The 24,300-nt window shown below is 65.7% G+C and carries 21 protein-coding genes; 12 read left to right on the top strand and 9 right to left on the bottom strand.

Going from position 1 to position 24,300, the window contains the following annotated elements; genetic code table 11:
* The first annotated feature begins 174 nt into the window (after window positions 1–174).
* Together ACZ899_RS03460 and katG are read left to right on the top strand one after the other, a co-directional pair.
* On the top strand, window positions 175–1,587 hold the full coding sequence (locus tag ACZ899_RS03460; protein ID WP_234563103.1) for a DOPA decarboxylase: 1,413 nt from the start codon (window positions 175–177) through the stop codon (window positions 1,585–1,587).
* Between the two features lie 316 nt (window positions 1,588–1,903).
* Window positions 1,904–4,150 (top strand): catalase/peroxidase HPI, encoded by a 2,247-nt coding sequence (gene katG / locus ACZ899_RS03465; RefSeq protein ID WP_234562378.1) that lies wholly within the window; start codon window positions 1,904–1,906, stop codon window positions 4,148–4,150.
* A 130-nt stretch (window positions 4,151–4,280) separates the two neighbouring features.
* On the opposite strand, the gene ACZ899_RS03470 is transcribed toward katG, so the two are convergent.
* Complete coding sequence (locus ACZ899_RS03470) at window positions 4,281–5,615, bottom strand: MFS transporter (protein ID WP_234562377.1); 1,335 nt, start codon at window positions 5,613–5,615, stop codon at window positions 4,281–4,283.
* A 240-nt stretch (window positions 5,616–5,855) separates the two neighbouring features.
* On the opposite strand from ACZ899_RS03470, the gene ACZ899_RS03475 reads away from it, so the two are divergent.
* Both ACZ899_RS03475 and ACZ899_RS03480 read left to right on the top strand, forming a co-directional pair.
* Entirely contained in the window at window positions 5,856–7,301 is a 1,446-nt protein-coding gene (locus tag ACZ899_RS03475; RefSeq protein ID WP_234562376.1) for an McrB family protein, read from the top strand.
* Window positions 7,302–7,307: 6 nt separating this feature from the next.
* A complete protein-coding gene (locus ACZ899_RS03480) occupies window positions 7,308–8,684 on the top strand; it encodes a hypothetical protein (RefSeq protein ID WP_234562375.1) in 1,377 nt (458 codons plus the stop codon).
* Here ACZ899_RS03480 and ACZ899_RS03485 read toward each other — a convergent pair.
* The 6 genes from ACZ899_RS03485 to ampC form a co-directional block, all read right to left on the bottom strand.
* Window positions 8,653–9,291, bottom strand: coding sequence for an HNH endonuclease (locus ACZ899_RS03485; RefSeq protein WP_232855576.1), 639 nt, complete (start codon window positions 9,289–9,291; stop codon window positions 8,653–8,655). The two genes, ACZ899_RS03480 and ACZ899_RS03485, sit on opposite strands and share 32 nt — an antisense overlap.
* The gene (locus ACZ899_RS03490) at window positions 9,288–10,292 is read right to left on the bottom strand and encodes an AAA family ATPase (protein ID WP_234562374.1); all 1,005 of its coding nucleotides are present in this window, start codon (window positions 10,290–10,292) and stop codon (window positions 9,288–9,290) included. The genes ACZ899_RS03485 and ACZ899_RS03490 overlap by 4 nt, the downstream gene beginning before the upstream one ends.
* Before the next feature lie 112 nt (window positions 10,293–10,404).
* The gene (locus ACZ899_RS03495) at window positions 10,405–11,184 is read right to left on the bottom strand and encodes a DNA/RNA non-specific endonuclease (RefSeq protein WP_234562373.1); all 780 of its coding nucleotides are present in this window, start codon (window positions 11,182–11,184) and stop codon (window positions 10,405–10,407) included.
* 138 nt (window positions 11,185–11,322) lie between these two features.
* Window positions 11,323–11,655 (bottom strand): hypothetical protein, encoded by a 333-nt coding sequence (locus ACZ899_RS03500; RefSeq protein ID WP_186714050.1) that lies wholly within the window; start codon window positions 11,653–11,655, stop codon window positions 11,323–11,325.
* Between the two features lie 307 nt (window positions 11,656–11,962).
* A complete protein-coding gene (locus tag ACZ899_RS03505; RefSeq protein ID WP_232855573.1) occupies window positions 11,963–12,586 on the bottom strand; it encodes a glutathione S-transferase family protein in 624 nt (207 codons plus the stop codon).
* Window position 12,587: 1 nt separating this feature from the next.
* Window positions 12,588–13,727: a class C beta-lactamase gene (ampC, locus tag ACZ899_RS03510; protein WP_234562372.1), complete on the bottom strand. Its 1,140-nt coding sequence runs from the start codon at window positions 13,725–13,727 to the stop codon at window positions 12,588–12,590.
* 142 nt (window positions 13,728–13,869) lie between these two features.
* On the opposite strand from ampC, the gene ACZ899_RS03515 reads away from it, so the two are divergent.
* Entirely contained in the window at window positions 13,870–14,865 is a 996-nt protein-coding gene (locus ACZ899_RS03515; RefSeq protein WP_234562371.1) for a bile acid:sodium symporter family protein, read from the top strand.
* A gap of 137 nt (window positions 14,866–15,002) precedes the next feature.
* On the opposite strand, the gene gspI is transcribed toward ACZ899_RS03515, so the two are convergent.
* Window positions 15,003–15,362, bottom strand: a complete 360-nt coding sequence (gspI, locus tag ACZ899_RS03520) for a type II secretion system minor pseudopilin GspI (RefSeq protein WP_234562896.1) — start codon at window positions 15,360–15,362, stop codon at window positions 15,003–15,005.
* 148 nt (window positions 15,363–15,510) lie between these two features.
* Between gspI and gspG the strand changes: the two genes are divergently transcribed.
* The 7 genes from gspG to gspF are packed head-to-tail and all read left to right on the top strand — an operon-like array spanning window position 15,511 to window position 23,331.
* Window positions 15,511–15,957: a type II secretion system major pseudopilin GspG gene (gspG, locus tag ACZ899_RS03525; protein ID WP_203652333.1), complete on the top strand. Its 447-nt coding sequence runs from the start codon at window positions 15,511–15,513 to the stop codon at window positions 15,955–15,957.
* A gap of 24 nt (window positions 15,958–15,981) precedes the next feature.
* Window positions 15,982–16,914: a type II secretion system minor pseudopilin GspK gene (gene gspK, locus ACZ899_RS03530; protein WP_234562897.1), complete on the top strand. Its 933-nt coding sequence runs from the start codon at window positions 15,982–15,984 to the stop codon at window positions 16,912–16,914.
* Window positions 16,911–17,831: a type II secretion system protein GspL gene (gspL, locus tag ACZ899_RS03535; RefSeq protein WP_234562898.1), complete on the top strand. Its 921-nt coding sequence runs from the start codon at window positions 16,911–16,913 to the stop codon at window positions 17,829–17,831. Before gspK ends, gspL begins: the two co-directional genes overlap by 4 nt.
* Complete coding sequence (gene gspM / locus ACZ899_RS03540) at window positions 17,821–18,342, top strand: type II secretion system protein GspM (protein ID WP_234562899.1); 522 nt, start codon at window positions 17,821–17,823, stop codon at window positions 18,340–18,342. The genes gspL and gspM overlap by 11 nt, the downstream gene beginning before the upstream one ends.
* Window positions 18,339–20,708 carry a type II secretion system secretin GspD gene (gspD, locus tag ACZ899_RS03545; RefSeq protein WP_234562900.1) on the top strand — a complete coding sequence of 790 codons (2,370 nt, stop codon included), beginning with the start codon at window positions 18,339–18,341 and terminating at the stop codon, window positions 20,706–20,708. Before gspM ends, gspD begins: the two co-directional genes overlap by 4 nt.
* The gene (gene gspE, locus ACZ899_RS03550; RefSeq protein ID WP_234562901.1) at window positions 20,705–22,126 is read left to right on the top strand and encodes a type II secretion system ATPase GspE; all 1,422 of its coding nucleotides are present in this window, start codon (window positions 20,705–20,707) and stop codon (window positions 22,124–22,126) included. The genes gspD and gspE overlap by 4 nt, the downstream gene beginning before the upstream one ends.
* Window positions 22,126–23,331, top strand: coding sequence for a type II secretion system inner membrane protein GspF (gene gspF, locus ACZ899_RS03555; RefSeq protein ID WP_232855564.1), 1,206 nt, complete (start codon window positions 22,126–22,128; stop codon window positions 23,329–23,331). Before gspE ends, gspF begins: the two co-directional genes overlap by 1 nt.
* Here the strand turns inward: gspF and ACZ899_RS03560 are convergent.
* Entirely contained in the window at window positions 23,312–24,238 is a 927-nt protein-coding gene (locus ACZ899_RS03560; RefSeq protein ID WP_203652339.1) for a LysR family transcriptional regulator, read from the bottom strand. The genes gspF and ACZ899_RS03560 overlap by 20 nt on opposite strands.
* Window positions 24,239–24,300: the final 62 nt, after the last annotated feature.

Raw genomic sequence — 24,300 nt, forward strand, 5'->3', positions numbered from 1 at the left:
CAGTGCCGGCCTCTTCGCGGGGCAAGCCCGCTCCCACGCAGAGATGTTGCCTGTTGTTGGAAATAGCCCGACGCTGTCGCTCAGTGAACAGGGTTGCAAGCAAACTCGCGTGGGAGCGGGCTTGCCCCGCGATGAGGCCGGCACTGGCAGCGGACACCTCTCAGGAGAACGCGCATGACCCCAGAAGAGTTTCGCCAATACGGCCACCAACTGATCGACCTGATCGCCGACTACCGCCAGACCGTCGGCGAGCGCCCGGTCATGGCCCAGGTCCAGCCGGGCTACCTCAAGTCTGCCTTGCCCGAGGGCGCGCCGCAGCAAGGCGAACCGTTCGAAGCCATCCTCGCCGACGTCGACAAGCTGGTGATGCCCGGCCTGTCCCACTGGCAGCATCCGGACTTCTACGGTTACTTCCCCTCCAACGGCACCCTGTCGTCGGTGCTCGGCGATTTCCTCAGCACCGGCCTGGGCGTGCTCGGCCTGTCGTGGCAGTCCAGCCCGGCACTGAGCGAGCTGGAGGAAATCACCCTCGACTGGCTGCGCCAGCTGCTGGGCCTGAGCGGGCAGTGGAGCGGGGTGATCCAGGACACTGCCTCGACCAGCACCCTGGTGGCATTGATCAGCGCCCGCGAACGCGCCACCGACCACGCCCAGGTGCACGGCGGCCTGCAGGCCCAGGCCAGGCCATTGATCGTCTACGTCAGCGCCCACGCCCACAGCTCGGTGGACAAGGCCGCGCTGCTGGCCGGATTCGGCCGCGACAATATCCGCCTGATCCCCACCGACGCCCGCTACGCCATGCGTCCGGAGGCGCTGCGCGAGGCCATCGAGCAGGACCTGGCCGCCGGCAACCAGCCCTGCGCCGTGGTCGCCACCACCGGCACCACCACCACTACCGCGCTGGACCCGCTGCGTCCGATCGGCGAGATCGCCCAGGCCAACCAGCTGTGGCTGCATGTGGACTCGGCCATGGCCGGCTCGGCGATGATCCTTCCGGAGTGCCGCTGGATGTGGGACGGCATCGAGCTGGCCGACTCGGTGGTGGTCAACGCCCACAAATGGCTGGGTGTGGCCTTCGACTGCTCGATCTACTACGTGCGCGATCCGCAGCACCTGATCCGGGTGATGAGCACCAACCCCAGCTACCTGCAGTCGGCGGTCGATGGCGAGGTGAAGAACCTGCGCGATTGGGGCATCCCGCTGGGGCGCCGGTTCCGCGCGCTGAAACTGTGGTTCATGCTGCGCAGCGAAGGGGTCGAGGCCCTGCAGCAACGCCTGCGTCGCGACCTGGACAACGCCCGTTGGCTGGCTGCCCAGGTCGAGGCGAAGGCGCAGTGGGAAGTGCTGGCGCCGGTGCAATTGCAGACCCTGTGCATCCGTCATTGCCCGGAGGGCCTCGCGGGTGAGGCGCTGGATGCCCATACCCGTGCCTGGGCCGAACGTCTCAACAATTCGGGCGATGCCTACGTGACCCCGGCGACTCTCGACGGGCGCTGGATGGTGCGGGTGTCGGTGGGGGCGCTGCCGACCGAGCGTGCGCATGTCGAGCGGCTGTGGGCCCGGTTGCAGGCGGTAGTGGCCGAGTAACGCGGCAAACTCAAGCGCTGAACGCTGTCGCGGGGCAAGCCCGCTCCCACGTGTTTGTGGGGGCGGGCTTGCCCCGCGACACGTTTTGCAATGCTGACAGAGCAAGGCTATCACCCCCCAATAGCGCCTCTATTAGACCTCTGCCCAAGCTCGGCTAGTCTTTCTGCTGGTTCCGCGAAAAGCCGGTGCACCGCCGTGCCCGGCCACACTGATGAGGAGTGGGCGCGCTTTCGGGCGCACCCGTTCCAACACCTGGCAACGAAAATACAAGAACGCCCGGAAATCTGAATTGAACCGACCCAAAAGGTAGAAGCAGATGGCGAACGAATCGAAATGCCCGTTCCATCAGACCGCCGGTGGCGGCACCAGCAACCGTGACTGGTGGCCTGACCAGCTCAACCTGAAGATCCTCCACCAGCACTCCAGCAAGTCCGACCCCATGGACCCGGACTTCGACTACGCCAAGGCGTTCAAGAGTCTCGATTTCCAGGCCCTGAAAAATGACCTGACCGCCTTGATGACCGATTCCCAGGACTGGTGGCCGGCCGACTTCGGCCACTATGGCCCGCTGTTCATCCGCATGGCCTGGCACAGCGCCGGCACCTACCGCATCGGTGACGGCCGTGGCGGCGCCGGCTCCGGCCAGCAGCGCTTCGCCCCGCTCAACAGCTGGCCGGACAACGTCAGCCTGGACAAGGCCCGGCGCCTGCTGTGGCCGATCAAGCAGAAGTACGGCAACAAGATCTCCTGGGCCGACCTGATCGTGCTCACCGGCAACGTCGCCCTCGAATCCATGGGCTTCAAGACCTTCGGCTTCTCCGGTGGTCGCGCCGATGTGTGGGAGCCCGACGAGGACGTGTACTGGGGCTCGGAGAAGGTCTGGCTGGGTGGTGATACCCGCTACGGCAAGGACCAGGTCAAGGCCCAGCCGCCCGGCCAGGGTGACCTGGTGGCCGAGCCCGCCAAGCACGGCGAGGAACAGAACCGCGACCTGTCGGCCGAGCGCAACCTGGAAAACCCGCTGGCCGCCGTGCAGATGGGTCTGATCTACGTCAACCCGGAAGGCCCGGAAGGCGAGCCCGACCCGGTGAAATCCGGCAAGGACATCCGCGAGACCTTCGGCCGCATGGCCATGAACGATGAAGAGACCGTGGCGTTGATTGCCGGCGGCCACGCCTTCGGCAAGACCCACGGTGCCGGCCCTGCCGACAATGTCGGCGCCGAGCCGGAAGCCGCAGGTCTGGAGCTGCAGGGCCTGGGCTGGAGCAACAAGTTCGGTACCGGCAAGGGCGGCGACACTATCACCAGCGGTCTGGAAGTAATCTGGACGTCGACCCCGACGAAGTGGAGCAACGAGTACCTCAACAACCTGTTCAATTTCGAGTGGGAACTGACCAAGAGCCCCGCGGGTGCCCACCAGTGGCGGCCAAAGGACGGCAAGGGTGCGGGGACCGTGCCCGATGCCCACGACCCGGGCAAGAAACATGCGCCCTCGATGCTCACCTCTGACCTGGCGCTGCGTTTCGACCCTGTCTACGAACCCATCGCCCGGCGTTTCAAGGACAATCCCGACCAGCTTGCCGACGCCTTCGCCCGTGCCTGGTACAAGCTGATCCACCGTGACATGGGCCCGTTGGCCCGCTACCTAGGGCCAGAAATGCCCAACGAGGAGTTGCTGTGGCAGGACCCGTTGCCCAAATCAGGACCGCAACCGAGCGACGCCGATATCGCCGCGCTCAAGGCCAAGGTGCTGGCTTCGGGGCTGAGTGTCCCTGAACTGGTTTCCGCCGCCTGGGCCTCGGCCTCGACCTTCCGCGGCTCCGACAAGCGCGGTGGTGCCAACGGTGCGCGGTTGCGCCTGGCTCCGCAGAACGGTTGGACGGCGAACCAGGGCCTGGACAAGGTGCTGACGGCACTGGAGAAGATCCGCAGCGAGGGCGGCAACAAGATCTCCCTGGCCGACCTGATTGTGCTGGCTGGCAGCGCGGCGGTGGAGAAGGCGGCCAAGGATGCCGGGCACAACATCAGCGTGCCATTCCATCCGGGGCGTGTGGATGCCTCGCAGGAGCAGACTGACGTCGAGTCGTTCGCCGTGCTCGAGCCGCTTGCCGACGGTTTCCGTAACTTCAGCAAGACCCGCTACAGCGTCAAGGCCGAGAAGCTGCTGCTGGACAAGGCCCAGTTGCTGACGCTCACCGCACCGGAGCTGACCGTGCTGATCGGCGGCCTGCGGGTGCTCGGCGCCAACCATGGCGGCAGCAAGGACGGCGTGTTCACCGACAAGGTCGGCGTGCTCAGCAATGACTTCTTCCGCAACCTGCTGGACATGGGCGTGGAGTGGAAGCCGACCTCGGCGGACAACGAAGCGTTTGAAGGCCGTGATCGCAAGACCGGCCAGGTGAAATGGACCGCCAGCCGGGTCGACCTGGTGTTCGGCTCCCATGCGCAACTGCGTGCCTTGAGTGAGGTGTATGGCAGCAGCGATGCCAAGGACAAGTTCGTCAAGGACTTCGTGGCGGCGTGGGTGAAGGTCATGGAGCTGGACCGCTTCGACCTGGCCTGAGGAAAGGCCTGGGGCGTCGTTTCGTGGGAGCGGGCTTGTGGGAGCGGGCTTGCCCCGCGATGAGGCCATCAACCGTTCAGGCCATCATCGCGGGCAAGCCCGCTCCCACGAAAAGCCCCAGGGCTATCACCTACAGGTCCTGCGACACCCCAGGCTGATCGTTGCCTGGGGTGCCCTCATGCAATGAAGCCTGCGAGGTTTCCGGCAAGGCCAACCCACCCACCAATGCCAGCAACGCAATCACTACCAGGTAGAACGCCGGTGCCAGGCGGCTGCCGCTCTGTTCGATCAACCAGGTCGCCACCAGCGGCGCGGTGCCGCCGAACAGGGTGTAGGCGACGTTGTAGGTGATCGCCGAGGCGGTGTAGCGGCTGCGGGTGGGGAAGCATTCCGACAGCAGCGCGGCGGTGACCACGCCACTCATCAGCGCGCCGATGGCCAGCAGGATCACCCCCAGCAAGGCCCCCGACAGCGAACCGGAACTGGCCAGCCAGTAGGCGGGGAACACCGCGAGCATCACCCACAGGCAGGTGAAACCGATGGTCCGGCGCCGGCCGACGCGGTCGCTGAAGGCACCCGCCAGCGGGCAGCCGGCGGCGGCGAACAGTAGGGCCACGGTCGAGACCAGCAGCGCCTGGGCGCGGCTGAGGTGGCCGACCGTCTGCAGGTAGGTGGCGAAGTAGGTGGTGAACATGTAGAACGACAGCGCCGTCAGCGAGATGAACGCGCCGAGGTTGCGGATGGTGCGGCCGTGGTGGCGCAGGGTGTCGCCCAGCGGCGAGTGCGCGTGGGCCTTGCCTTCGGCCAGCGCCTGGCGAAACGCCGGGGTCTCCTCCATGCGCCAGCGCAGGTACAGGCCCACCAGGCCCAGGGGCGCGGCCACCAGGAACGGCACGCGCCAGCCCCAGGTATTCATCGCCTCGGGCGTAAGGCTGGCCTCAAGGCCGTAGGCGATGACCGCCGCGCAGGCGAACGCGGAGAAGGTCGAGACTGGCACGAAGCTGCCGTAGAACGCTCGTCTGCCTCGCGGTGCGTGCTCCATCAGGTAGGCGCAGGCACCGGCGTATTCGCCGCCCGCGGAAAACCCCTGCAGGCAGCGGGCGAAGGTGAGCAGTACCGGGGCCAGCACGCCGATGCTGGCGTAGGTCGGCAGCAGGCCGATCAGGGTGGTGGAGCCGGCCATCAGCAGGATGGTCAGCGACAGGATGCGTTTGCGTCCGAGCCGGTCGCCCAGCGCGCCGAACACGATACCGCCGAGCGGGCGCAGGGCGAAGGCCACGGCGAACACGGCGAAGGTCTTGAGCAGGGCGACGCCTGCGTCTTCGCTGGCGAAGAACTGGCTGGCGATCAGCGTGGCGAGAAAACCGTAGACGGCGAAGTCGAACCATTCGACGAAGTTGCCGATGGCCGAGGCGGCGATCACCCGCCGCAAGGTGGCGGGCGGGACCTCATGGGGAATGGACATGGATGCTCTCCGTTGCGCTGGGCAGCCTGGGCCGGTGCGGCTCACTCGGGGCGCGCCGTCGTTGTTCTGGGGCCAGTAGACAAGCGGCAAGAGGTGGAGGCTTTGTCATAGACGACATCGGGTTATCCGTTACGACCATACCTGGGGCACAGAGGCCGGAGCACTTGCATCGGTTCTCGCCCGAAAGGTCGAGGAAAGGGCCGTTAAGGGGGCGCGAGCGCTCTAGGGGGCGAATGGCGGATGCCTGATGGGTTTGGCTGGTGGCACTTTGATGGTAATTTGGCGGGCAATCAATTTCTGGTCAGCCTGACAGGTTTCTGGGGGGTGGCCATCTACTCATGGAAAGAGGTCGACATGACATCGGTTCCCCATCAATTGATTCTGTTTGGGCCGCCGGGCACCAGCAAAAGCCATCGTGCCCGCAAGTACAAGGCTCGTGAGCTGGGTGCCGACGACCAGAACATCATCCCTGTTACCTTTCATCCTGAGTACAGCTATGGCGAGTTCGTCGCCCGGGTGCTTCCCCTGACTAATGCTGACCATCGGATCGAGTACAGGGTGCATGCCGGCCCGCTGATCCAGGCGCTGACGCGTGCGTATGCCGAGTTGGAAAAAGAAACGCCCGGGAAGGTGATGTTGTTGATCGACGAGATCAACCGGGGTAACTGCGCTGAGATCTTCGGCGATATCTTCCAATTGCTGGACAGGGACGATGAGGGATGGTCGAGCTATTCGATCACCGTATCTGAGGTGATCTGCTCGGCATTGAAGGTTTCAATGGGGCCTGTCACTACCACGCAAAGCATTCTGCAGCAGAAACTGCGCGAGGGCCTGGAGCACAACCGGCTCATGTTGCCGCCGAACCTGCACATGATCGGCACCATGAACACCAGTGACGAGTCGATCTTCTTCATGGACTCGGCATTCAAGCGCCGCTGGCATTTCGAGTTTTGTCGGGTCCACCTGGGCGAGTCGGATGAGGAACGCATCCAGGCCGATGCCTTGATTCCGTCGGCCGAACCGGTTCGTTGGGAGGCATTTCTCAAGGTGCTGAATGACTTCATCCGCGAGACCTGCACGGCGCCCCAGCTGGATGACAAGCTGGTCGGGCCATGGTTCATCAAGGCGCGCCCGCCCCGCAAAGGCAAGGTACACGAGCTTCAGGACGCAGATGCCTGGAACAGGCTGCGATCGCTTGCCAACAGAGTCACGGAGTCTGGGGCCGGAGGTGACAACAGCACGTCGTTCGAAAACAACGTCTTGGCATTCACCAGAAACTGCAGCAAGGCGACGCAGGACAGGATCCATGAATTGGCCGACTACGATCCTGGGGCAACCCGCAGGTTCAAGTCCATTCTCTCTGACGGTGGCGGTGCCTATCCGTACTACCTGACCAAGGCGGACGCCGGTAGTGAAGGGCTCACCATCCTGAAGTTCCTGGATGCGCTGCAGGAGCTGGAGGCGGAAGTCGATGAGCCTTGTATTCAGCGAGCCGATATCGCCGGCAAGTTGTGCCTCTACCTTTGGGACAATGTCTACGCGCGCGACAAGACGCCTCTTGCGGAGCTGGTCGGCATGAATCGACAGACGTTGCGCACGTTCGACCAGTTCGTCGATCGGCTCGATACCTTCATCGGCAACCTGATGAAGCTTCCTTCAGCTGATGCCAAAGGTGAGGAGTCTTGAGCCAGGATGCTATGCGAAGCGCTTGAAATCGTCGAAGGCGATAAGGACATTGGCCTGTTCCTGAGCGCCGAAGGACGCACTCTGCTCAAGGTGCCTCACGGTCTCGACTGCAGCGGGTTATCACCTACCGCAGTCTTTTCGCTGCTTTACCGCATGTTTGCCGTATTTCGCCGCACCGGACATGGCGAGCGCATCATGGCGGCCAGGGATGGCGTGGAGCGGCATGGCAAAGGTGGCGCGCAGGCAGCGGGTAACGGGGCGGGGTTTGTCGACATGCTGGCATTCGACGAGCTGTTCGATGAGGTGGACCCTCGCAGCATAGTGTCCTTGCATGCGCATCCTGGCATGACGTCTCCTCAGGACGTCCAGCGACTCGACCGGTACCTGTCCCGTGCGCTCTTCGACGAAGGCGACATCCCGTATCTGGACCGGGTACCAGGCATGCGTCGGACAATGGGCCTGGGCAAACAGGCAATCGTGGGGCTCTATTGTTTTCTGGCACGGGACTTCTACCAGCACCTGCTGCAGGTGGATCTTCAGTGCGCCTGGGGCAGCTTCTTCCGAGATGGAATAGCCCTGGCGGAGGACTTCCAGCACCGCTACCTGGCGGCAGACGACTCGCTCTACCTGGGTGATGCCGAGCAGATCAAGCACTGCCGCGAGCGGCTCAGCCACTTGTTGTGGCGCATCGACCGCCAGGCCACGCCAAGGGATGCCACCTACTGCCGGTTGCATGATGCCCTGGCGCGCTACCTGCAGGGTGCGAGCAGCGTGGAGCAGTCACCTGGCCTGGTTTGGGGCGTTAAAGGATTCTGGGCGGTATGGGAGTCGATGTGCCTGTGTCATGCCTTGGCCGAAAATGCCGACACCACCATCCACAACTGTGACTTCGAACATCTGCCCCGCGGGTTGTGCGGTCCCAGGGACATGGCGCGCTGGCAAGGGGCGCAGCGCTTGGTGTTCTCGCGCAACCATCTGCATCGGCGCCCCGACCTGGTGGTGAACGCTGGCGAGCGGTGGCGTGTGGTCGACTTCAAGTATTACCCGCAACCCCTTTGGCAGCGGCCGAAGGAGAAAGAAGACGAGCCACCGACCAAGGAGGAACGTGATTTCACCAACCTGGAAATCTACGCTTTGCTGCTGCGTTGCCATCTATCCGCGACTGCGTCGGGCGAACCGCCCATTGCCCTGGAAATGTGGCTGCCGGGTCGCGCCTTCGAGGTGCATGCACTGGAAGCGACTCCAGCCTGGGACCCGCCATTGTCCGTGCACTTGCTGCAAACCAGGGTCTTGCTGGAACGCTACGCGAGTCTTTACCAGTCAATGGCGCTGCGCAGCGAGGCCGCTGCGTTCAACCGTAGATCTCCCGCTCAATTGCCTTGATCTGTTCGTGCAGGTCTTCGTTCACCGGGGCGGGTATGCCCTGGGCGTGGCTGATGGATTCGGCCTCGAACTCATGGAGTTCGAAAAAGTCGTACATGTATTTGCCCATGGGGGTGATCAGGTCGTAGTGAAACAAGGTGCTCCGTCCGACCAGGTGAACGTTTATGGAAAGATGCTTGTAGGCATCGGTCAGGTTCGGGTGAGCAATGCGGTAATGATCCGGGTTGAACAGTAGGCTCTTGTGCATTCTGGGGATGCGCAGCAATGCCGGGTCAATGAAGTCCAGTCGTGCGCGTTTGACCTTCCTGTTGCATTTGGCGCAGGCCACCGCCAGGTTCGGCAGGTCGAAGATGCAATGATTGAACTGGCTCTTTGGCAATACATGCTCTATATCCAGCACCATGTTGTACTCGCCGCCAATAGGTCTCTGGCAATAACAGCAGCGCTCGCCTTGTTCACGGCGTTTGTGCGCCTTGAGCCGTCGCTTGATCGGTGCTACATGGGCGGATTCCCAGATTTCTCTGGCCGAAGGGCGAGGTCTGGTGCCGACCTGTAGTGCCCTGGCGATACTCAGGTGCTCATCCATCGTGTAGGTGAATGTGGTCATGATACGAGCATCCTCGCCTTGCGAATCAGCAGCAGTTGCTTGCCGTCATGTGCGGCGGCGGCTTCCAATTCATCGAACTCACGGTGGAACAACTGTTCAGTCAGCATGCCCTGCTGCCGGCGGTGCAGCAGGGTGGTCATATGGTGGGACAGGAAAGCGCTGCGTGGCGTCAGCATCCTGAACACGTCCCATAGCACTTGCTCCATGCCTTCGTCGCCACAGTCCAGGGGGCGGGGGGCGTTGTTCTTGACGGCATAGGCCTGCCAGGGCATTTCGGCGTGGGGCGCGGTGGTGACCATGACCGGTGAGTGGGTTGCGATGACCACCCTGGGCCTGTGGTAGTGAAAGAGGTCGAACAGCCTCTTGATGTAGTCATGCTGCCAACGTGGATGAAGACTGTTTTCCGGTTCGTCGATCAGGATCGCCGCATCTTTGTCGATGTGGGAAGCAATGAAGGCCAGGGTCGTGATCAACTGGATCTCACCGGAGCTCGCCTGCTCCAGCGGGAATTGTTCGTTGCCCTTGTGCAGGAATATCGCCGGCCAGTTGCGTAGTTCGTCCTTGTACAGATTCAGTGTCCACGCCCCTTTGTCCGAATACCGCGAGAGACTCTCGGAAGACTGGCTGCTTCCTAGGTCGAACCAGTCGATTCGAGCTTTGGCGTTCTCCTGGCAGATGCCCATGCGAGGCTCATATCCCAGGCGCTCAAGTACCTTACCGATCAGAAAACGGGTATCGGAAGGTTCCTTGATCGACGCGATGACACGTTGCAGCGCGATCGAGAGGAAGGTTTGGCCATAGCGGCCACCCATGAAGAAATAGCGTTTGCCCTTGTCACGGAATTTGTCGAACGGGCAGTTGGCAATGGCGATGACCGTGCGGTTCTTGCTGATGTAGGCCTCGGCGATATCCGCCAGGGCCTGGCTCTTGCCACTGCCGTTTTCGCCGATAAGGATCGATAGGGGGCAATCGTAGTCGAAATCGTGCAGTCGGGTACGCATGAAGAATCCTTTCCTGGGATCGGCAATCGGGGCCATTCGCGAGTGGGCAGCATACGTTGGGTGATGGCTTTACGCCATTTCTTGCCTCCCTCAAGCCTGTCCGTCGACCGGTTTATTGTCGATCACAGCCGGCCGGTATTGGCCAAGTCTGGACCGGGCGCTGGTCTTTCAGGGCCTCCGGCACCTCTATCGGTGCCTCGCCCGGGCCGAGCAACGCCTCGATTTCACGAACGCTGCGCAGGTATGGGTCGAGGTCGGTGCCCAGCCCGGCCTGGTGCGGGATCCACCAGGCGATGACCTGGGGCTTGCCCTGGTCATCCTCGGTCAGCAGCACCTTCCAGAACACCTCGGGCGTGGCAATGCCGTGGGACGTGACAAAGGCGTCGTTGTCCAGTGCCGCGCCGGCATGACCAAACACCACGCCACCGATCACCGTCACCGGGTGCAGGTCGCGGTAGCACTCGGTGAGCAGCTCGGTCTGGTACCAGGTGCGGCTGTTGTGTGAAGCCAGTTGCGGAACGATGTTGCTCATCAGGTTGGAGGCATCCATCGCCACGCGGTCGTCGTCGAAATGATTGTTGGCCGCCAGGTGTCCGCGGTGGTAACCCTTGGGAGTCGAGTAAGCCTTGGCCGAGAACTGACCCCTGCAGCCCTCGGGCAGACTACGGTCGATACGGAAGTTGTCGATGCGCTGCAAATGGCCCTGGTCTTTCCATAGGGTGAACGCGAAGCGGTGCGGCTCGCCGCGCTGACAGTCGTACCAGAGCCGGAAGCGGCCGTGATCGAGCAGGGTGAGGGGCGGGGCGGCGGGTTCGGGAGCCGGCGGGGAGGGCAGGCGCGGGGCGCAGGAGGTCAGGCTGAGGAGCAACAGCAGGAACAGCAAACGGCGCATGGCGCGTCTTCCTTGATCAAAGGCGCGGGATGGTACAACAGTCTGCGGATCGGTTGCCTGTGAAAGGGCTGGCCATCAGGCATGAAAAAGCCCGGCCTTTGCGGGCCGGGCTCAAGCAACGGTGGACTGCCGAGGCATTCAGTTCAGCGAGTCGATCACCTTGATTGCCTGCCGCTCGCGGGCGGCGGGCCATTCTTGTTGCAGGGTCTGCAGCACGCGACCGACAAAGGAAGTGTCGGCGGCGGCCTTCCTGCCGACGTAGCCCTGGCCACGGCGGTAGACCTTGAAGCGGGCGCGCATGCTGGGCATGTGCGATTCGAATTCGGCTTCAACCGTGTTCGGCGGCAGGCGATCCAGACGGACCTCGCCGGACTGGCTGACCCACAGCAGGTGGTCGTCGAGGCTGTCCTTGCGTGCGGCGAACAGCCGGGCCAATTGGTCGATGGTTGGATTGTTGTTCAAGTTCATCATAAAGCCCCCATTACTCTCATTCGTTGGTGAAGTTCGGCTGAAGTTCACATTCGGCGCCACACCATGTAGCGCGCTAACCAAGGCTGCTACAGCAGCATCGCAACAGGGGCTTTCTCACGCTGCCTTCTGGGCAGTTTCCCTCTCCACGGACGGCCTGCGTTACCGCGCAGGCCGTCTGGAACACCCTTGCCACCGCTCCCGATCGGGGAGACGGCCTCATCATGCACAAGGCGCGGGAAGGGCGTCAACAGGTTTGTAGTGATTATTTTTGCTCACTACATCTTGTCGGACAATCCTGCCGGTTCTGTCACGCCAGTCCGTTGTCGCCGTGCTCGAGGTAGCCGGGGCGTTGGCGCAGCCGCTCATGATAGGCCTCCAGCGCCGGCAACTCGGGGTGCTCCAGGGGCGTGCGCCGCCAGCGGTTGAGGGACAGGCCGATGGCCACGTCGGCGAGGCTGAAGGCGTCGCCGGCGACATAGGCGCCGGTGGCCTGCAGGCGTGCTTCGAGCAGGCGCATCCTGGCCGTCCACTGGGCGCTGCTGGCGGCCAGCAGCGCGGGGTCCTGGTGCGCCGGCGACTGGCGCACCAGCGACATGAACGGGTAGCGCCAGGCGTCGTTGAGGTCGGTGGCCTGCCAGTCGAGCCATTGGTCCACCGCGGCGCGGGCGCGGGGGGCGCCGGGGTAGAGCGCCTCGCCGTCGTACTGGTTGACCAGGTAGCGCAGGATGGTATTGGACTCCCACAGCACGAAGTCGCCATCGACGATCACCGGCACCATGGCGTTGGGATTCAGCGCCAGGAACTCGGGCGTGTCGGTGGTGCGAAAGCCGCTGCCCCAGTCTTCGCGCTGGAACGGCAGGTTCAGTTCGGCGCAGGTCCACAGTACCTTGCGTACGTTGATCGACGAGGCCTTGCCAAGGATCTTCAGCATGTCACGGCTCCAGGCTGGAAAGGATGCGTTGCGCGGCGCGCACGCGTTCTTCGTTGGGGTAGTTGCGGTTGGCCAGCAGCACGATGCCCATCTGCCTGGACGGCACGAACGCCACGTAGGCACCGAAGCCGCCGGTGGCGCCGGTCTTGTTGTACCAGGCGGCAGGCTCGGCGGGCAGCGCCGGGTTCAGCGCCTGGATCGGGTTTTCTCCGCGGATGATCTTGTCGCCGTTGTATTCCAACAGGGTGTCGAGGCTGACCGGGTAGGGGTAGCGCTCCCAGCCCAGACCCTGGGTCATCGCGCCGACCTTGAAGTAACCGGACTGGGTGATGGCGATGGCCTTGCGCATGACCGGGTCGAGGGTGTCCGGTTGCAGCTGTAACTGCACATAGCGCAGCAGGTCGCTGGCACTGGTCTTGATGCCATAGGCCTGCTCGGCATAGGGGCCCGGGTTGACCCGCACCGGCTTGTCCTTGGCGTCGTAGCCTTGTGCGTAGAGCCCGCGGGCACTGGCCGGCACCTCCAGATAGGTGTGCTTGAGCCCAAGGCGGGGCAGCACCTGTTGGGTCATCAGTTCGGCGAACGGCCGCTGTTGGGCGCGGGCCGCGAGGTCGCCGAACAGGCCCAGGCTGGGGTTCGAGTAGCAGCGGTGGGTGCCGGGCGCGAAGCGGCGTTGCCAGTGCTGGAACCAGGTCAGGGTCTGGGCCGGCGTCTGCACCTCATCGGGGAACTGCAAGGGCAGGCAGTCGCCGCTGTAGGCCCCCAGTTCCAGCACGCTGGCGCTGCCGATCGAGGCTTTGGCCAGGGCCGGCTGGTAGCGGCTGGCAGGGGCCTGCAAGTCGAGCTTGCCTTCGGCGCTGGCCAGGGCGGCGAGGGTAGCGGTGTAGGTCTTGCTCACCGAACCGACCTCGAACAGCGTGTCGCGGCTCACTGCCTGGCGGCTGGCCTTGTCGGCCAGACCGTAGTTGAAGTAATGCGACTGGCCGTTGGCATACACCGCCACGGCCATGCCGGCGATGCCTCGCTCGCGCATCAGCGCCGGGATCACGTCATCGACGGTGGCTTGCAGGTCGTTGGCCAGCAGCGGCGGCGCGGCCAGCATCAGGGTGGCGGCCAGCAGCAGGCGTGGGGGGCGTTTCATGGTGGGGCGTTCCTTGTCGTGGATCAGGGGCGTGGCGAAGCGAGGTGTCCGTTGGGCGACACCGACAGGGGTTCCGGCGTTAGCGGCACAAGGGCCAAGACCTTATCGTCCAGGCTTGCACAAAGACAAGACGGAAACTGTGATGAGATATCTACGGATGCTGTTCGACAACTTTACCCTGGCCCTGCTCGGGGTGGTGTTCATCGCCACCGTGCTGCCGTGCTCCGGCGAGGGGGCGGTGCTGTTCGGCTGGCTGACCAACCTGGCCATCGGCCTGCTGTTCTTCCTGCATGGCGCCAAGCTGTCGCGCGAGGCGATCATCGCCGGTGCCGGTCACTGGCGCCTGCATTTGCTGGTGTTCTCCTGCACCTTCGTGCTGTTCCCGTTGCTGGGCCTGGCGTTCAAGCCGCTGTTCGTGCCGTTGGTGGGCAACGAGCTGTATCTGGGCGTGCTGTACCTGTGCGCCTTGCCGGCCACGGTGCAGTCGGCCATCGCCTTCACTTCGCTGGCCCGGGGTAACGTGCCGGCGGCGATCTGCAGCGCGGCGGCCTCGAGCCTGCTGGGGATCTTCCTGACGCCGCTGCTGGTGATGCTGTTGCTGGGCGCCTCGGGCGACACCGGCTCCGGGCTGGACGCGGTGCTGAAGATCACCCTGCAGTTGCTGGTGCCCTTCGTCGCCGGGCAGGTCGCCCGCCGCTGGATCGGCGCCTGGGTCAAGCGCAATGCGCGTTGGCTGAAGGTGGTGGACCAGGGTTCGATCCTGCTGGTGGTTTACACCGCCTTCAGTGAAGCGGTGGTCACCGGTCTGTGGCATACGGTGTCGCCGCAGCACCTGGCCGGGCTGTTCGCCGTGTGCGGTATCCTGCTGGCGGTGGTGTTGCTGGGCACGCGCTTGCTCGGGCGGGTGCTGGGATTCAATGTCGAGGACCGCATCACCATCCTGTTTGCTGGTTCCAAGAAGAGTCTGGCGACAGGCGTGCCCATGGCGCAGGTGTTGTTCGTGGGGGGCGGCATTGGGGCGATGATCCTGCCGTTGATGCTGTTTCATCAGATCCAGCTGATGGTCTGCGCGGTGCTGGCGCAGCGGTATGCGGCGCGGGTGGAGGAGGGGCATCCTGAGGTGCGCGCCTCGCTGTAAGGATCATCCCTGAAGGCCTGGCTGTAAGGATGCGGTGGGAGCGGGCTTGCCCCGCGATAGCGATTGCCTGGGCGAGCGCTATCGCGGGGCAAGCCCGCTCCCACGAGTTCGCTCTCACGAAGGCGTCCGATTCACATTCACTGACCCACCAACGTCTGCAATCGCGCCAGCGCCGGCCCTTCGCGCTGGCGGTCGAAGACCAGCAGTGACACTTCCAGCATCGCCCCCGGCGCACGCGACAAGCGTTGCTCACAGCGCAGGCGCAAACGCCCCTGGTCGCATTCGAACTGTCTGACGCCTGCCTTCGCGCCGCCCTCCAGGCGCAGTTCGGCCAGGCGCCCCTGGGCCGCCAGCAGGGCCAGTCCCTTGTCGCGCAACTGCCCGTTGCCCTGGGTCATCAACCCGGTGGCACGCACGGCGGCGGCCATGGCCACGGCGACGATGGTCAGCGCCACCAGCACTTCGATCAGGGTGAAACCGTCCTCGGTGGTGCGCACGGGAACTCCATTCGCGCAGGCCAAAGCGGCACTGTAGAGCGGTGCGATGACGGTTTGACGACGCCGACTCCCGAGCTTTTTCAATATCCGTGACATACCGGCTTGCCACAATCGGCCCCCGATTCGAACTCACGCAAGGAATGCCGAGATGCAGATCGACCGCCGCAACATGCCCGCCCAGCGTATCCGCCAGCAAGGCTTTACCCTGATCGAGATCATGGTGGTGGTGGTGATCCTCGGGATTCTTGCGGCGATGGTGGTGCCCAAGGTGCTTGATCGCCCCGACCAGGCCCGCGCCACCGCAGCACGCCAGGATATCGGCGGGCTGATGCAGGCACTCAAGTTGTACCGGCTGGACAACGGCGCCTACCCCAACCAGAACCAGGGCCTGAAGGTGCTGGTGGAAAAACCGGCCCAGGCCAAGGACGGCCAATGGCGCGCCTACCTCGACCGCCTGCCCAATGACCCATGGGGGCGCCCGTACCAGTACCTGAACCCGGGCGCCAACGGCGAGATCGATGTGTTCTCCCTCGGCGCCGACGGCCAGGCCGGCGGCGATGGGGTGAATGCCGACCTCGGCTCCTGGCAGTTGTGACCGGCCATGGCGCGCCAGGAGGGCATGGCCGTGATCAGTGCGTTGCTGATCGCTGCGGTAGTGGCGGTGATTGCCGCCGGCATGATCGAGCGTCAGGGCTTGCTGACCCGTCAGGCGGAGAATCGCCAGCTGGCATTGCAGGGCCAATGGGCCCTGGAAGGCGGCTTGCAGCTTAGCCGCCAGGTGCTGTTCGAACAGCGCCAGCGCGATCCGCTGGTGCGCGGCGGCCAGCCCTGGTCACGCCCGATGCGCGATGTGCCGTCCGCCAGCGTGCGTTTCGATGGGCAACTGGAAGACGAGCAGGGCAAGTTCAACCTGCGCAACCTGGTGGTCGATGGCCAGGTGGACGCCGAGGCGTTGGCGACCTTCCAGCGTCTGTGCGCGCTGATCGGGATCAATGAGCGACTGGCCACGGCCATTGCCGGGCAGGTGATCGATAGCTATCCACAGCGTCCGCTGGCCACTCCCGCCAATGCCGGCTTGGGCCTGGCCAGCGGCCGTGCGACTTCACCGGCCAGCGCCGACGAAGCGTTGCCGGCCAGGCGCCCGATGTTGCGCAGCGTCGAGGCCCTGGCCGGGCTCAAGGGCATGGATGGCGAAGCCCTGGCGCGCCTGCGCCAGTTCGTCACGGTGCTGCCGGCGCTGACCTGGGTCAACGGCAACACCGCCAGTGCCGAAGTGCTTGCCGCTCAGGTGCCGGGCCTGTCGTTGCAGCAGGCCGCGGCGTTGGTGGCTGAACGTGACGGCGGGCGCTGGTTCATCAATCGCGGCGATTTCGTCAATCGCCTGCGCATGCCATCCCTGGCCATGGCCAACGTCCGGGTGGGGATCAACAGCGACTGGTTCCGCCTGCATGGCCTGGCGCGCCTGGGCAGTCGCGAGCTTCCCCTGCAGGCGCTGCTGCGCCAGCGCGAGGGGCAGTTGCCGGATGTCATCTGGCGCCGGGTGGGCGCATGAGCACGGTCATGGAGGTATGGCTGGCACCGCTGGCCGAACTGGACGAGGCGTCGGTGCTGGAGTATCGCCTGGCTGATCGGCACGGGCAGGCGAGCCGTGGACAGTTGCTTCGGCAGGCCAAGGGCGCGCCCTGGCGTCTGCACCTGCACGAGCAGGATAGCCTGGCCCTGGAGATCGCCATGCCACCCTTGGCCGGCAAGCGTCTGATGTCGGCGGTGTGCTGCGCGGTGCAGGGGCTGGTACTGGGTGATGCCGGGCAGGTCCATGTCGCGCATGGGCCGCGTCGGGCCGATGGGCAGGTCGCGGTGGCCTGGCTCGGGTTGACGGAACTGGCGAGGCTGCAGGCGTGGTTGCAGGCCGATGGCATCAGGCCGGCTGGATTGTACGCCCGACAGGACGATGCCCTGTCGGCGGCGGATCTGTGCGGCGGGCTGGCCGGGCCGACGAAGCCGATGGCCTGGGGGCGCACGTTGGGCATCTGGGCGGCGGCAACGTTGGTCTGGTGCCTGGGCCTTAATCTTTACGCCGCGCACCTGATTCGAGAGGGCGAAGCATTGCGTACCCGCATGGTCACACAGGTGCGCACGGCCTTCCCGCAGTTGCCGGTGGTGCTCAACCCGTTGCAGCAGGCGCGCCAGCAACTGCAGGGCGGGCAGGGTAGCGCGGCGGCGGGGCTGACGGCATTGCTGGAGGGTGCCGGGCAGGTCATGCCGTTCCTGGCCGGTAATGTCGAGGCCATGGATTACCAGGATGGCCAGCTGCGTATTACCCCCTTGCCCGACGGCGGCAAGGTCCCGGCGGACAGCGCCTGGCAGGCTGATCTTGCCGCCCGTGGCATCGACGGCCAGGCCAGCGGGCAGGGCTGGACACTGCGAGCGGCCAATCCGTCTGGCGAGGAGCTGGCCCATGTCGATTAAGGCGCGCCTGGCTACCCTGCGTGCGCAGGGGCGGCAACGCTGGCAGGCCCTGGCCGCGCGGGAGCGCCGCGCCGTCGCCCTGGGCGGCGGTCTGCTCGGCGTGCTGTTCTGCTGGCAGGTGCTGGTCCAGCCGGCCCTGGCCCGGATCGACCACTGGCAAGCCGAGACACCCAAGCTGCGCGGCCAGGCCCAGGCGCTCGACGCACTGCTCGGCGAGCGCTTGGCGCAGCGGCCCGCAGATACCGCCCTGGCATTGCGGCAAAGCCTGGAACAGGCCGGCCTGCTGGCACAGACACAGCTCGATGGCGAGGGCGATGCCTGGCGCCTGAGCTGGCAGCGGGCCCCGGCCGAAGCGGCGATGGCCTGGCTGCAGAGCGTGCCGCCACGGCTCGGCCTGGACACCGGCCAACTGGCGCTGCGCCGCGATCCGGCTGCCGAGCCGGGCAGCCCGGTGACCTTCTCCGGAACTCTTCGCATGGATCAGGCGCATGGCGCTAAGGACCCTTCATGACGTGCCTCCGTTCACCGCGACTGCCGTTCGCGCCCTTGCTCCTGGCCTTGGCGCTCAGTGCCTGCGCCAGCGCGCCGATCGCGCAACGCCCCCTGGCCAGCAGCGAGCTGGGCCGCCCGCTGGCCGAGGCCGGCGCCTCGTCGGCCGGGCTGGATCATCGTGCGCAGCCAGAGCCGCAAACACGCCCGGCAACGCGTCAGCCTGCCCCTCGGGTCGGTCAGCGCCACAGCCGCGCCGTGGCGACGCCGCCCCAGGCCAATCCACTGGGTGACCAGCCGGTACAGCTGAACTTCGTCGACGCCGATATTCAGGCGGTGGTACGTGGCCTGTCCCGTGCCACGGGGCGTCAGTTCCTGGTCGATCCGCGGGTCAAGGGCCAGCTGACCCTGGTCTCCGAGGGCGAGGTGCCCGCCAGCAAAGCCTATGGCATGCTGTTGTCGGCCCTGCGCATGCAGGGTTTCAGCGTGGTCGACGTCGGCGGTGTGGCCCAGGTGGTACCGCAGGCCGATGCCAAGCTGCTCGGCGGCGCACTGGTGACGGGGGACCGCGACGCCGGCAACGGCATGGTCACCCGCACCTTCCGCCTGCAATACGAGAACGCCGTCAACCTGATCCCGGTGCTGCGCCCGATTGTCTCGCCCGACAACCCGATCAATGCCTACCCCGGCAACAACACCCTGGTCGTCACCGACTACGCCGAGAACCTCGAGCGGGTGGCGCAGATCCTCGACCGGGTCGACATTCCCACGGCCATCGACACCGATGTGGTGGCGATCAACAATGGGATCGCCAGCGACATCGCCGGCATGGTCAATGAACTGCTCGACAGCCAGGGCAGCGACCCGACCCAGAAGATCAGCGTGCTGGGCGACCCGCGTTCGAACAGCGTGGTGATCCGCTCCGGCAGCCCCGAGCGCACTCAGCTGGCCCGCGACCTGATCTACAAGCTTGACAACGCCCAGAACAGCGCCGGCAACCTGCATGTGGTGTACCTGCGCAATGCCCAGGCCGACAAGCTGGCGCAGAGCCTGCGCGGGCTGCTGACCGGCGAGAGTGACACTGCCGGCAACGACACCACGCGTGCGCTGCTCAGTGGAGGCGGCATGCTCACTGGCGGCAGTAGCAACGGCGCCAACGGCAATGGCAGCAGCACGCAAGGCAACAGCGCCAACAACAACGCCAGCAGCAGCCGTGGCAGCAGCCAGGGCGCCGGCACGACACCGAACGGCTATGGCAGCACCACCCAGCAGAACGACCAGGGCACCGCGTTCTCCGCCGGTGGCGCGACCATCCAGGCCGACAAGACCACCAACACCTTGCTGATTTCCGCGCCCGAGCCGCTGTACCGCAGCCTGCGCGAAGTCATCGACCAGCTCGACCAGCGCCGCGCCCAGGTGGTGGTGGAAAGCCTGATCGTCGAAGTCGGTGAAGACGACGCCAACGAGTTCGGCATCCAGTGGCAGGCCGGTAACCTCGGCAAGAATGGCGTGTTTGGCGGCGCCAACCTCGGCGGCAGCGGCTTGGTCAAGGGACCCAGCAGCATCGACGTGCTGCCGAAGGGGCTGTCAGTGGGGGTGGTCGATGGCACGGTGAAAATCCCGGGCATCGGCGAGGTGCTCGACCTCAAGGTGCTGGCCCGTGCGCTGACGAGCAAGGGTGGCAGCAACGTGCTGTCGACACCCAACCTGCTGACCCTGGACAACGAGGCGGCGAGCATCTTCGTCGGCCAGACCATCCCCTTCGTCAGCGGCCAGTACGTCACCGACGGCGGCGGCAACAGCAACAACCCGTTCCAGACCATCCAGCGCGAGGAGGTGGGGCTGCGGCTGAACGTGCGTCCGCAGATCTCCGAGGGCGGCACGGTCAAGCTGGACGTCTACCAGGAAGTCAGCAGCGTCGACCAGCGCGCCTCCAGCGCCGCCGGCACGGTGACCAACAAGCGCGCCATCGACACCAGCATCCTGCTCGACGATGGCCAGATCATGGTCCTGGGCGGCCTGCTGCAGGACGGCTACACCCAGACCAACGAGGGCATTCCGTGGCTGTCCGGGCTGCCGGGGGTCGGTGCGTTGTTTCGCAGCGAGCGCCGCGCCAGCAACAAGACCAACCTGATGGTGTTCCTGCGCCCTTACATCGTGCGCGATGCGGCGGTCGGGCGCAGCATTACCCTGAACCGCTACGACTTCATCCGCCGCGCCCAGGGCAGCCTCAAGCCCGAGCACTCCTGGGCCTTGCCGGACATGGACATGCCCCTGCTGCCGCCAGTGGAGCAGGGCGTGCCCGACCAGGGCCGCGCCCAGCCGGCAGCGCTGCGCGCACCACGGGCCGCGATCCGCGCGGTGCCGGTGGACGAGGTGGCGCGTTGAGCCGCCTGCCCTACGCCTGGGCCAAGGCACAACGCCTGGTGCTGCAGGTGGATGGCGAGGCCGGGGCGGTGCTGTCGCGCTGCCCGTCGAGCCCGGCCTGGGCAGTGGCCGAAGTGCGCAGGCGCCATGGCCAGGTGCTGGTCGAGGCGCTCGACGACGCGCAGATGGACGCGCTGCTGGTCAGTGCCTACGCCGACACCGGCAGCGCGGCGGCGGTGGTGGGCGCGGCGGAGAACGAGGTGGACCTGGATCGCCTGCTGCAGGACATCCCGGAAGTCGCCGACCTGCTCGAGGCCCAGGACGACGCGCCGGTGATCCGCATGATCAACGCCTTGCTCACCCAGGCCGCGCGCGACCAGGCCAGCGACATCCATATCGAGCCGTTCGAGAGCCATTGCCTGGTGCGCTACCGGGTCGACGGCACCCTGCGCGACGTGGTTTCGCCGCGCAAGGCGCTGCACGGCGCGCTGGTGTCGCGGATCAAGATCATGGCGCAGCTGGATATCGCCGAAAAGCGCTTGCCCCAGGACGGCCGCATCGCCCTGCGCGTAGCCGGGCGACCCATCGATATCCGCGTCTCCACCGTGCCCACCGGTCATGGCGAGCGGGTGGTGATGCGCCTGCTCGACAAGCAGGCCGGACGCCTGCGCCTGGAAGCACTGGGCATGGACGCAGGCCTGCTGGCGCGGCTCGACCAGCTCATCCGCCAGCCCCATGGCATCGTGCTGGTCACCGGCCCCACCGGCTCGGGCAAGACCACCAGCCTGTACGCCGCGCTGGCGCGGCTGGACGCCAGCGTCAGCAACATCCTCACCGTGGAGGATCCGGTGGAATATGACTTGCCGGGCATCAGCCAGATCCAGGTCAACGCGCGCATCGACATGAGCTTCGCCGTGGCCCTGCGCGCCATCCTGCGCCAGGACCCGGACGTGATCATGATCGGCGAGATCCGCGACCTGGAGACCGCGCAGATCGCCGTGCAGGCCTCGCTGACCGGGCACCTGGTGCTGGCCACCCTGCACACCAACGACGCGGTGTCGGCGGTCAACCGCCTGGTCGACATGGGGGTCGAGCCGTTCCTGCTGGCCTCGGCGCTGCTCGGGGTACTGGCCCAGCGCCTGGTGCGCCGATTGTGCCCGCACTGTCGCGAGCCCGACCCGGCCACGCCCGGGCAGTACCGTGCGGTGGGCTGTGCGCACTGCAACCATTGCGGCTATAGCGGTCGTACCGGCATCCACGAGCTGTTCTGCGTGGACGACGAGGTGCGCAGCCTGGTGCATCAGGGCGCGGACGAACAGGTCCTGCGCGCCGCCGCCCGGCGCAACGGCATGCGCAGCATGCGCGAGGACGGCCAGCGCTGGGTCGACAGTGGCAGCACCTGCCTGGAAGAGATCCTGCGCGTGACACGGGACGCTTGATGAATCGCTATCGCTATGAAGCCGCCGATGCCCAGGGCCGCGTAGTCAAGGGCCTGCTCGAAGCGGACAGTCCGGCGGCGGCGATGGCCCAGCTGCGCGCCCTGGGCCTGACCACCCTGGAGGTCGAGGCCCTGGCTGTGGGCGGGCAGGGCAATGGTCTGTTCGGCGCGAAGCTGTCCGACGGCGACCTGGCCTGGGCCACGCGTCAGCTGGCCAGCCTGCTGGCCGCCGGCCTGCCGCTGGAGGCGGCGCTGGGGGCGACCCTGGAGCAGGCCGAGCGCAAGCATGTGGCGCAGTTGCTGGGCGCGGTGCGTGGCGATGTACGCAGCGGCATGCGCCTGGCCGATGCCCTGGCCGAGCGGCCGCGGGACTTCCCCGAGATCTACCGGGCGTTGGTGGCGGCGGGCGAGGAGTCCGGCGACCTGGCCCAGGTGATGGAGCGCCTGGCCGACTACATCGAGGACCGCAACACCCTGCGCGGCAAGATCCTCACCGCGTTCATCTACCCCGGGGTGGTGGGGCTGGTGTCGGTGGGTATCGTCATTTTCCTGCTCAGCTACGTGGTGCCACAGGTGGTCAGTGCCTTCACCCAGGCGCGCCAGGACCTGCCCGGGTTGACCCTGGCCATGCTCGCGGCCAGTGACTTCGTGCGCGAATGGGGTGTGCTGTGCTTCGCCCTGTTGGCCGGGGTGTTCTGGGGCTGGCGGGTCTACCTGCGCGCGCCGGCGGCGCGCCTGGCCTGGCATGGGCGGATCCTGCGCCTGCCATTGTTCGGACGCTTCGTGCTGGGCCTGAACACGGCGCGTTTCGCCTCCACGCTGGCGATCCTCGGCAGCGCCGGGGTGCCGCTGTTGCGGGCTTTGGAGGCGGCGCGCCAGACCCTGGGCAACGACCGCCTCGACCAGTGCGTCAACGAGGCCACGGCGCGGGTGCGCGAGGGCGCCGGGCTGGCTTCGGCGCTGGCGGTGGAGAAGGTCTTTCCGCCGCTGCTCATCCACCTGATCGCCAGCGGCGAGAAGACCGGCAACCTGCCGCCGATGCTCGACCGCGCCGCCGACAGCCTGGCCAAGGACATCGAACGCCGCGCCATGGGCATGACCGCGCTGTTGGAGCCGTTGATGATCGTGGTCATGGGCGCGGTGGTACTGCTGATCGTCATGGCCGTGCTGATGCCGATCATCGAGATCAACCAGCTGGTGCAATGACCTGTTGCGCCACCTCCCACACCTGCTGGCGGAACCAGCCACGCAAGGGATCGGCGTGGGTGCGCGCGTGCCAGATCTGCATCACCTCGACGTGCGGCAGCACCAGGGGCAGGGCATGCAGGCGCAGGCCGGGGTCGCGCTCGACTGCCTCCATGGCCAGCGAGCGCAGGCAGGTCAGCAGCAGGTCGGTGCCACGCACCAGGCGTGTGGGGGCGATGAAGCTGGACAGCCCGGCTACCACCCGACGTTGCTGGCCGAGGGCCCGCAGGGCCTGGTCGACCCGGCCGTCGAGATCGCCGGTCAAGGTCGTCAACAGGTGGTCGCAGGCCACGAATGCCTCCAGGGTCAGGCCGTCGACCAACCTCGGGTTGTCGGCGGCGGCCAGCACCACGAAGTCCTCGCTGAGCAGCCGCTGCTGGTGGAAGGTGTCCGGCAGGTCGCTGTAGAAGCCGGCGATGGCCAGGTCGCAGGTGCCTTTCTCCAATGCCTCGCGGGGCAGGTCGCCCCGGGTGTTGTGGGTGATCAGGGTCAGGTTGGGCGCTTGGTCACGAAGAATCGGCAGCAGCCCGGGCAGCAAGGTCTGCTCCAGGTAGTCGGTGCTGTACAGGTGCAACTGGACTGGGCGTTCGAGGAAGTGCTCGCCGTCGCAGCGGCTGAAGAAGTCCTGCAGGTGCCCGATCAACTGTTGCACCTCGGGTGCCAGTTCGTGGGCCCTGGGGGTGGGCGTGAGGCCGCGTGGCGCGCGCACGAACAGCGGGTCGCCAAACTGGTGGCGCAGCTTGTTGAGCTTGTGGCTCAGGGCCGGCTGGCTGAGCGCCAGGCGTTGCGCGGCACGGGAGGCGCTGCGCTCTTCGTAGAGCACCTGGAACAGGTGCAGCAGGTTGAGATCCTTGTTACCGATATTCATATATTGGATCGCAGAAATAAGTTCTTTCGAATTATCGAATCATAGCGCGATGGTTAGGATGG

The sequence above is a fragment of the Pseudomonas sp. TE31087 genome (assembly GCF_057284075.1).

Coding starts and splice junctions, on each gene's coding strand:
- ACZ899_RS03500 (WP_186714050.1), bottom strand. CDS start 11,655: ATGATGAACTTGAACAACAATCCAACCATCGACCAATTGGCCCGGCTG.
- gspG (WP_203652333.1), top strand. CDS start 15,511: ATGCAGATCGACCGCCGCAACATGCCCGCCCAGCGTATCCGCCAGCAA.
- gspF (WP_232855564.1), top strand. CDS start 22,126: ATGAATCGCTATCGCTATGAAGCCGCCGATGCCCAGGGCCGCGTAGTC.
- ampC (WP_234562372.1), bottom strand. CDS start 13,727: ATGAAACGCCCCCCACGCCTGCTGCTGGCCGCCACCCTGATGCTGGCC.
- katG (WP_234562378.1), top strand. CDS start 1,904: ATGGCGAACGAATCGAAATGCCCGTTCCATCAGACCGCCGGTGGCGGC.
- ACZ899_RS03490 (WP_234562374.1), bottom strand. CDS start 10,292: ATGCGTACCCGACTGCACGATTTCGACTACGATTGCCCCCTATCGATC.
- gspK (WP_234562897.1), top strand. CDS start 15,982: ATGGCCGTGATCAGTGCGTTGCTGATCGCTGCGGTAGTGGCGGTGATT.
- ACZ899_RS03485 (WP_232855576.1), bottom strand. CDS start 9,291: ATGACCACATTCACCTACACGATGGATGAGCACCTGAGTATCGCCAGG.
- ACZ899_RS03470 (WP_234562377.1), bottom strand. CDS start 5,615: ATGTCCATTCCCCATGAGGTCCCGCCCGCCACCTTGCGGCGGGTGATC.
- ACZ899_RS03480 (WP_234562375.1), top strand. CDS start 7,308: ATGCTATGCGAAGCGCTTGAAATCGTCGAAGGCGATAAGGACATTGGC.
- gspL (WP_234562898.1), top strand. CDS start 16,911: ATGAGCACGGTCATGGAGGTATGGCTGGCACCGCTGGCCGAACTGGAC.
- ACZ899_RS03495 (WP_234562373.1), bottom strand. CDS start 11,184: ATGCGCCGTTTGCTGTTCCTGCTGTTGCTCCTCAGCCTGACCTCCTGC.
- ACZ899_RS03560 (WP_203652339.1), bottom strand. CDS start 24,238: ATGAATATCGGTAACAAGGATCTCAACCTGCTGCACCTGTTCCAGGTG.
- ACZ899_RS03505 (WP_232855573.1), bottom strand. CDS start 12,586: ATGCTGAAGATCCTTGGCAAGGCCTCGTCGATCAACGTACGCAAGGTA.
- ACZ899_RS03515 (WP_234562371.1), top strand. CDS start 13,870: ATGAGATATCTACGGATGCTGTTCGACAACTTTACCCTGGCCCTGCTC.
- gspM (WP_234562899.1), top strand. CDS start 17,821: ATGTCGATTAAGGCGCGCCTGGCTACCCTGCGTGCGCAGGGGCGGCAA.
- ACZ899_RS03460 (WP_234563103.1), top strand. CDS start 175: ATGACCCCAGAAGAGTTTCGCCAATACGGCCACCAACTGATCGACCTG.
- ACZ899_RS03475 (WP_234562376.1), top strand. CDS start 5,856: ATGCCTGATGGGTTTGGCTGGTGGCACTTTGATGGTAATTTGGCGGGC.
- gspD (WP_234562900.1), top strand. CDS start 18,339: ATGACGTGCCTCCGTTCACCGCGACTGCCGTTCGCGCCCTTGCTCCTG.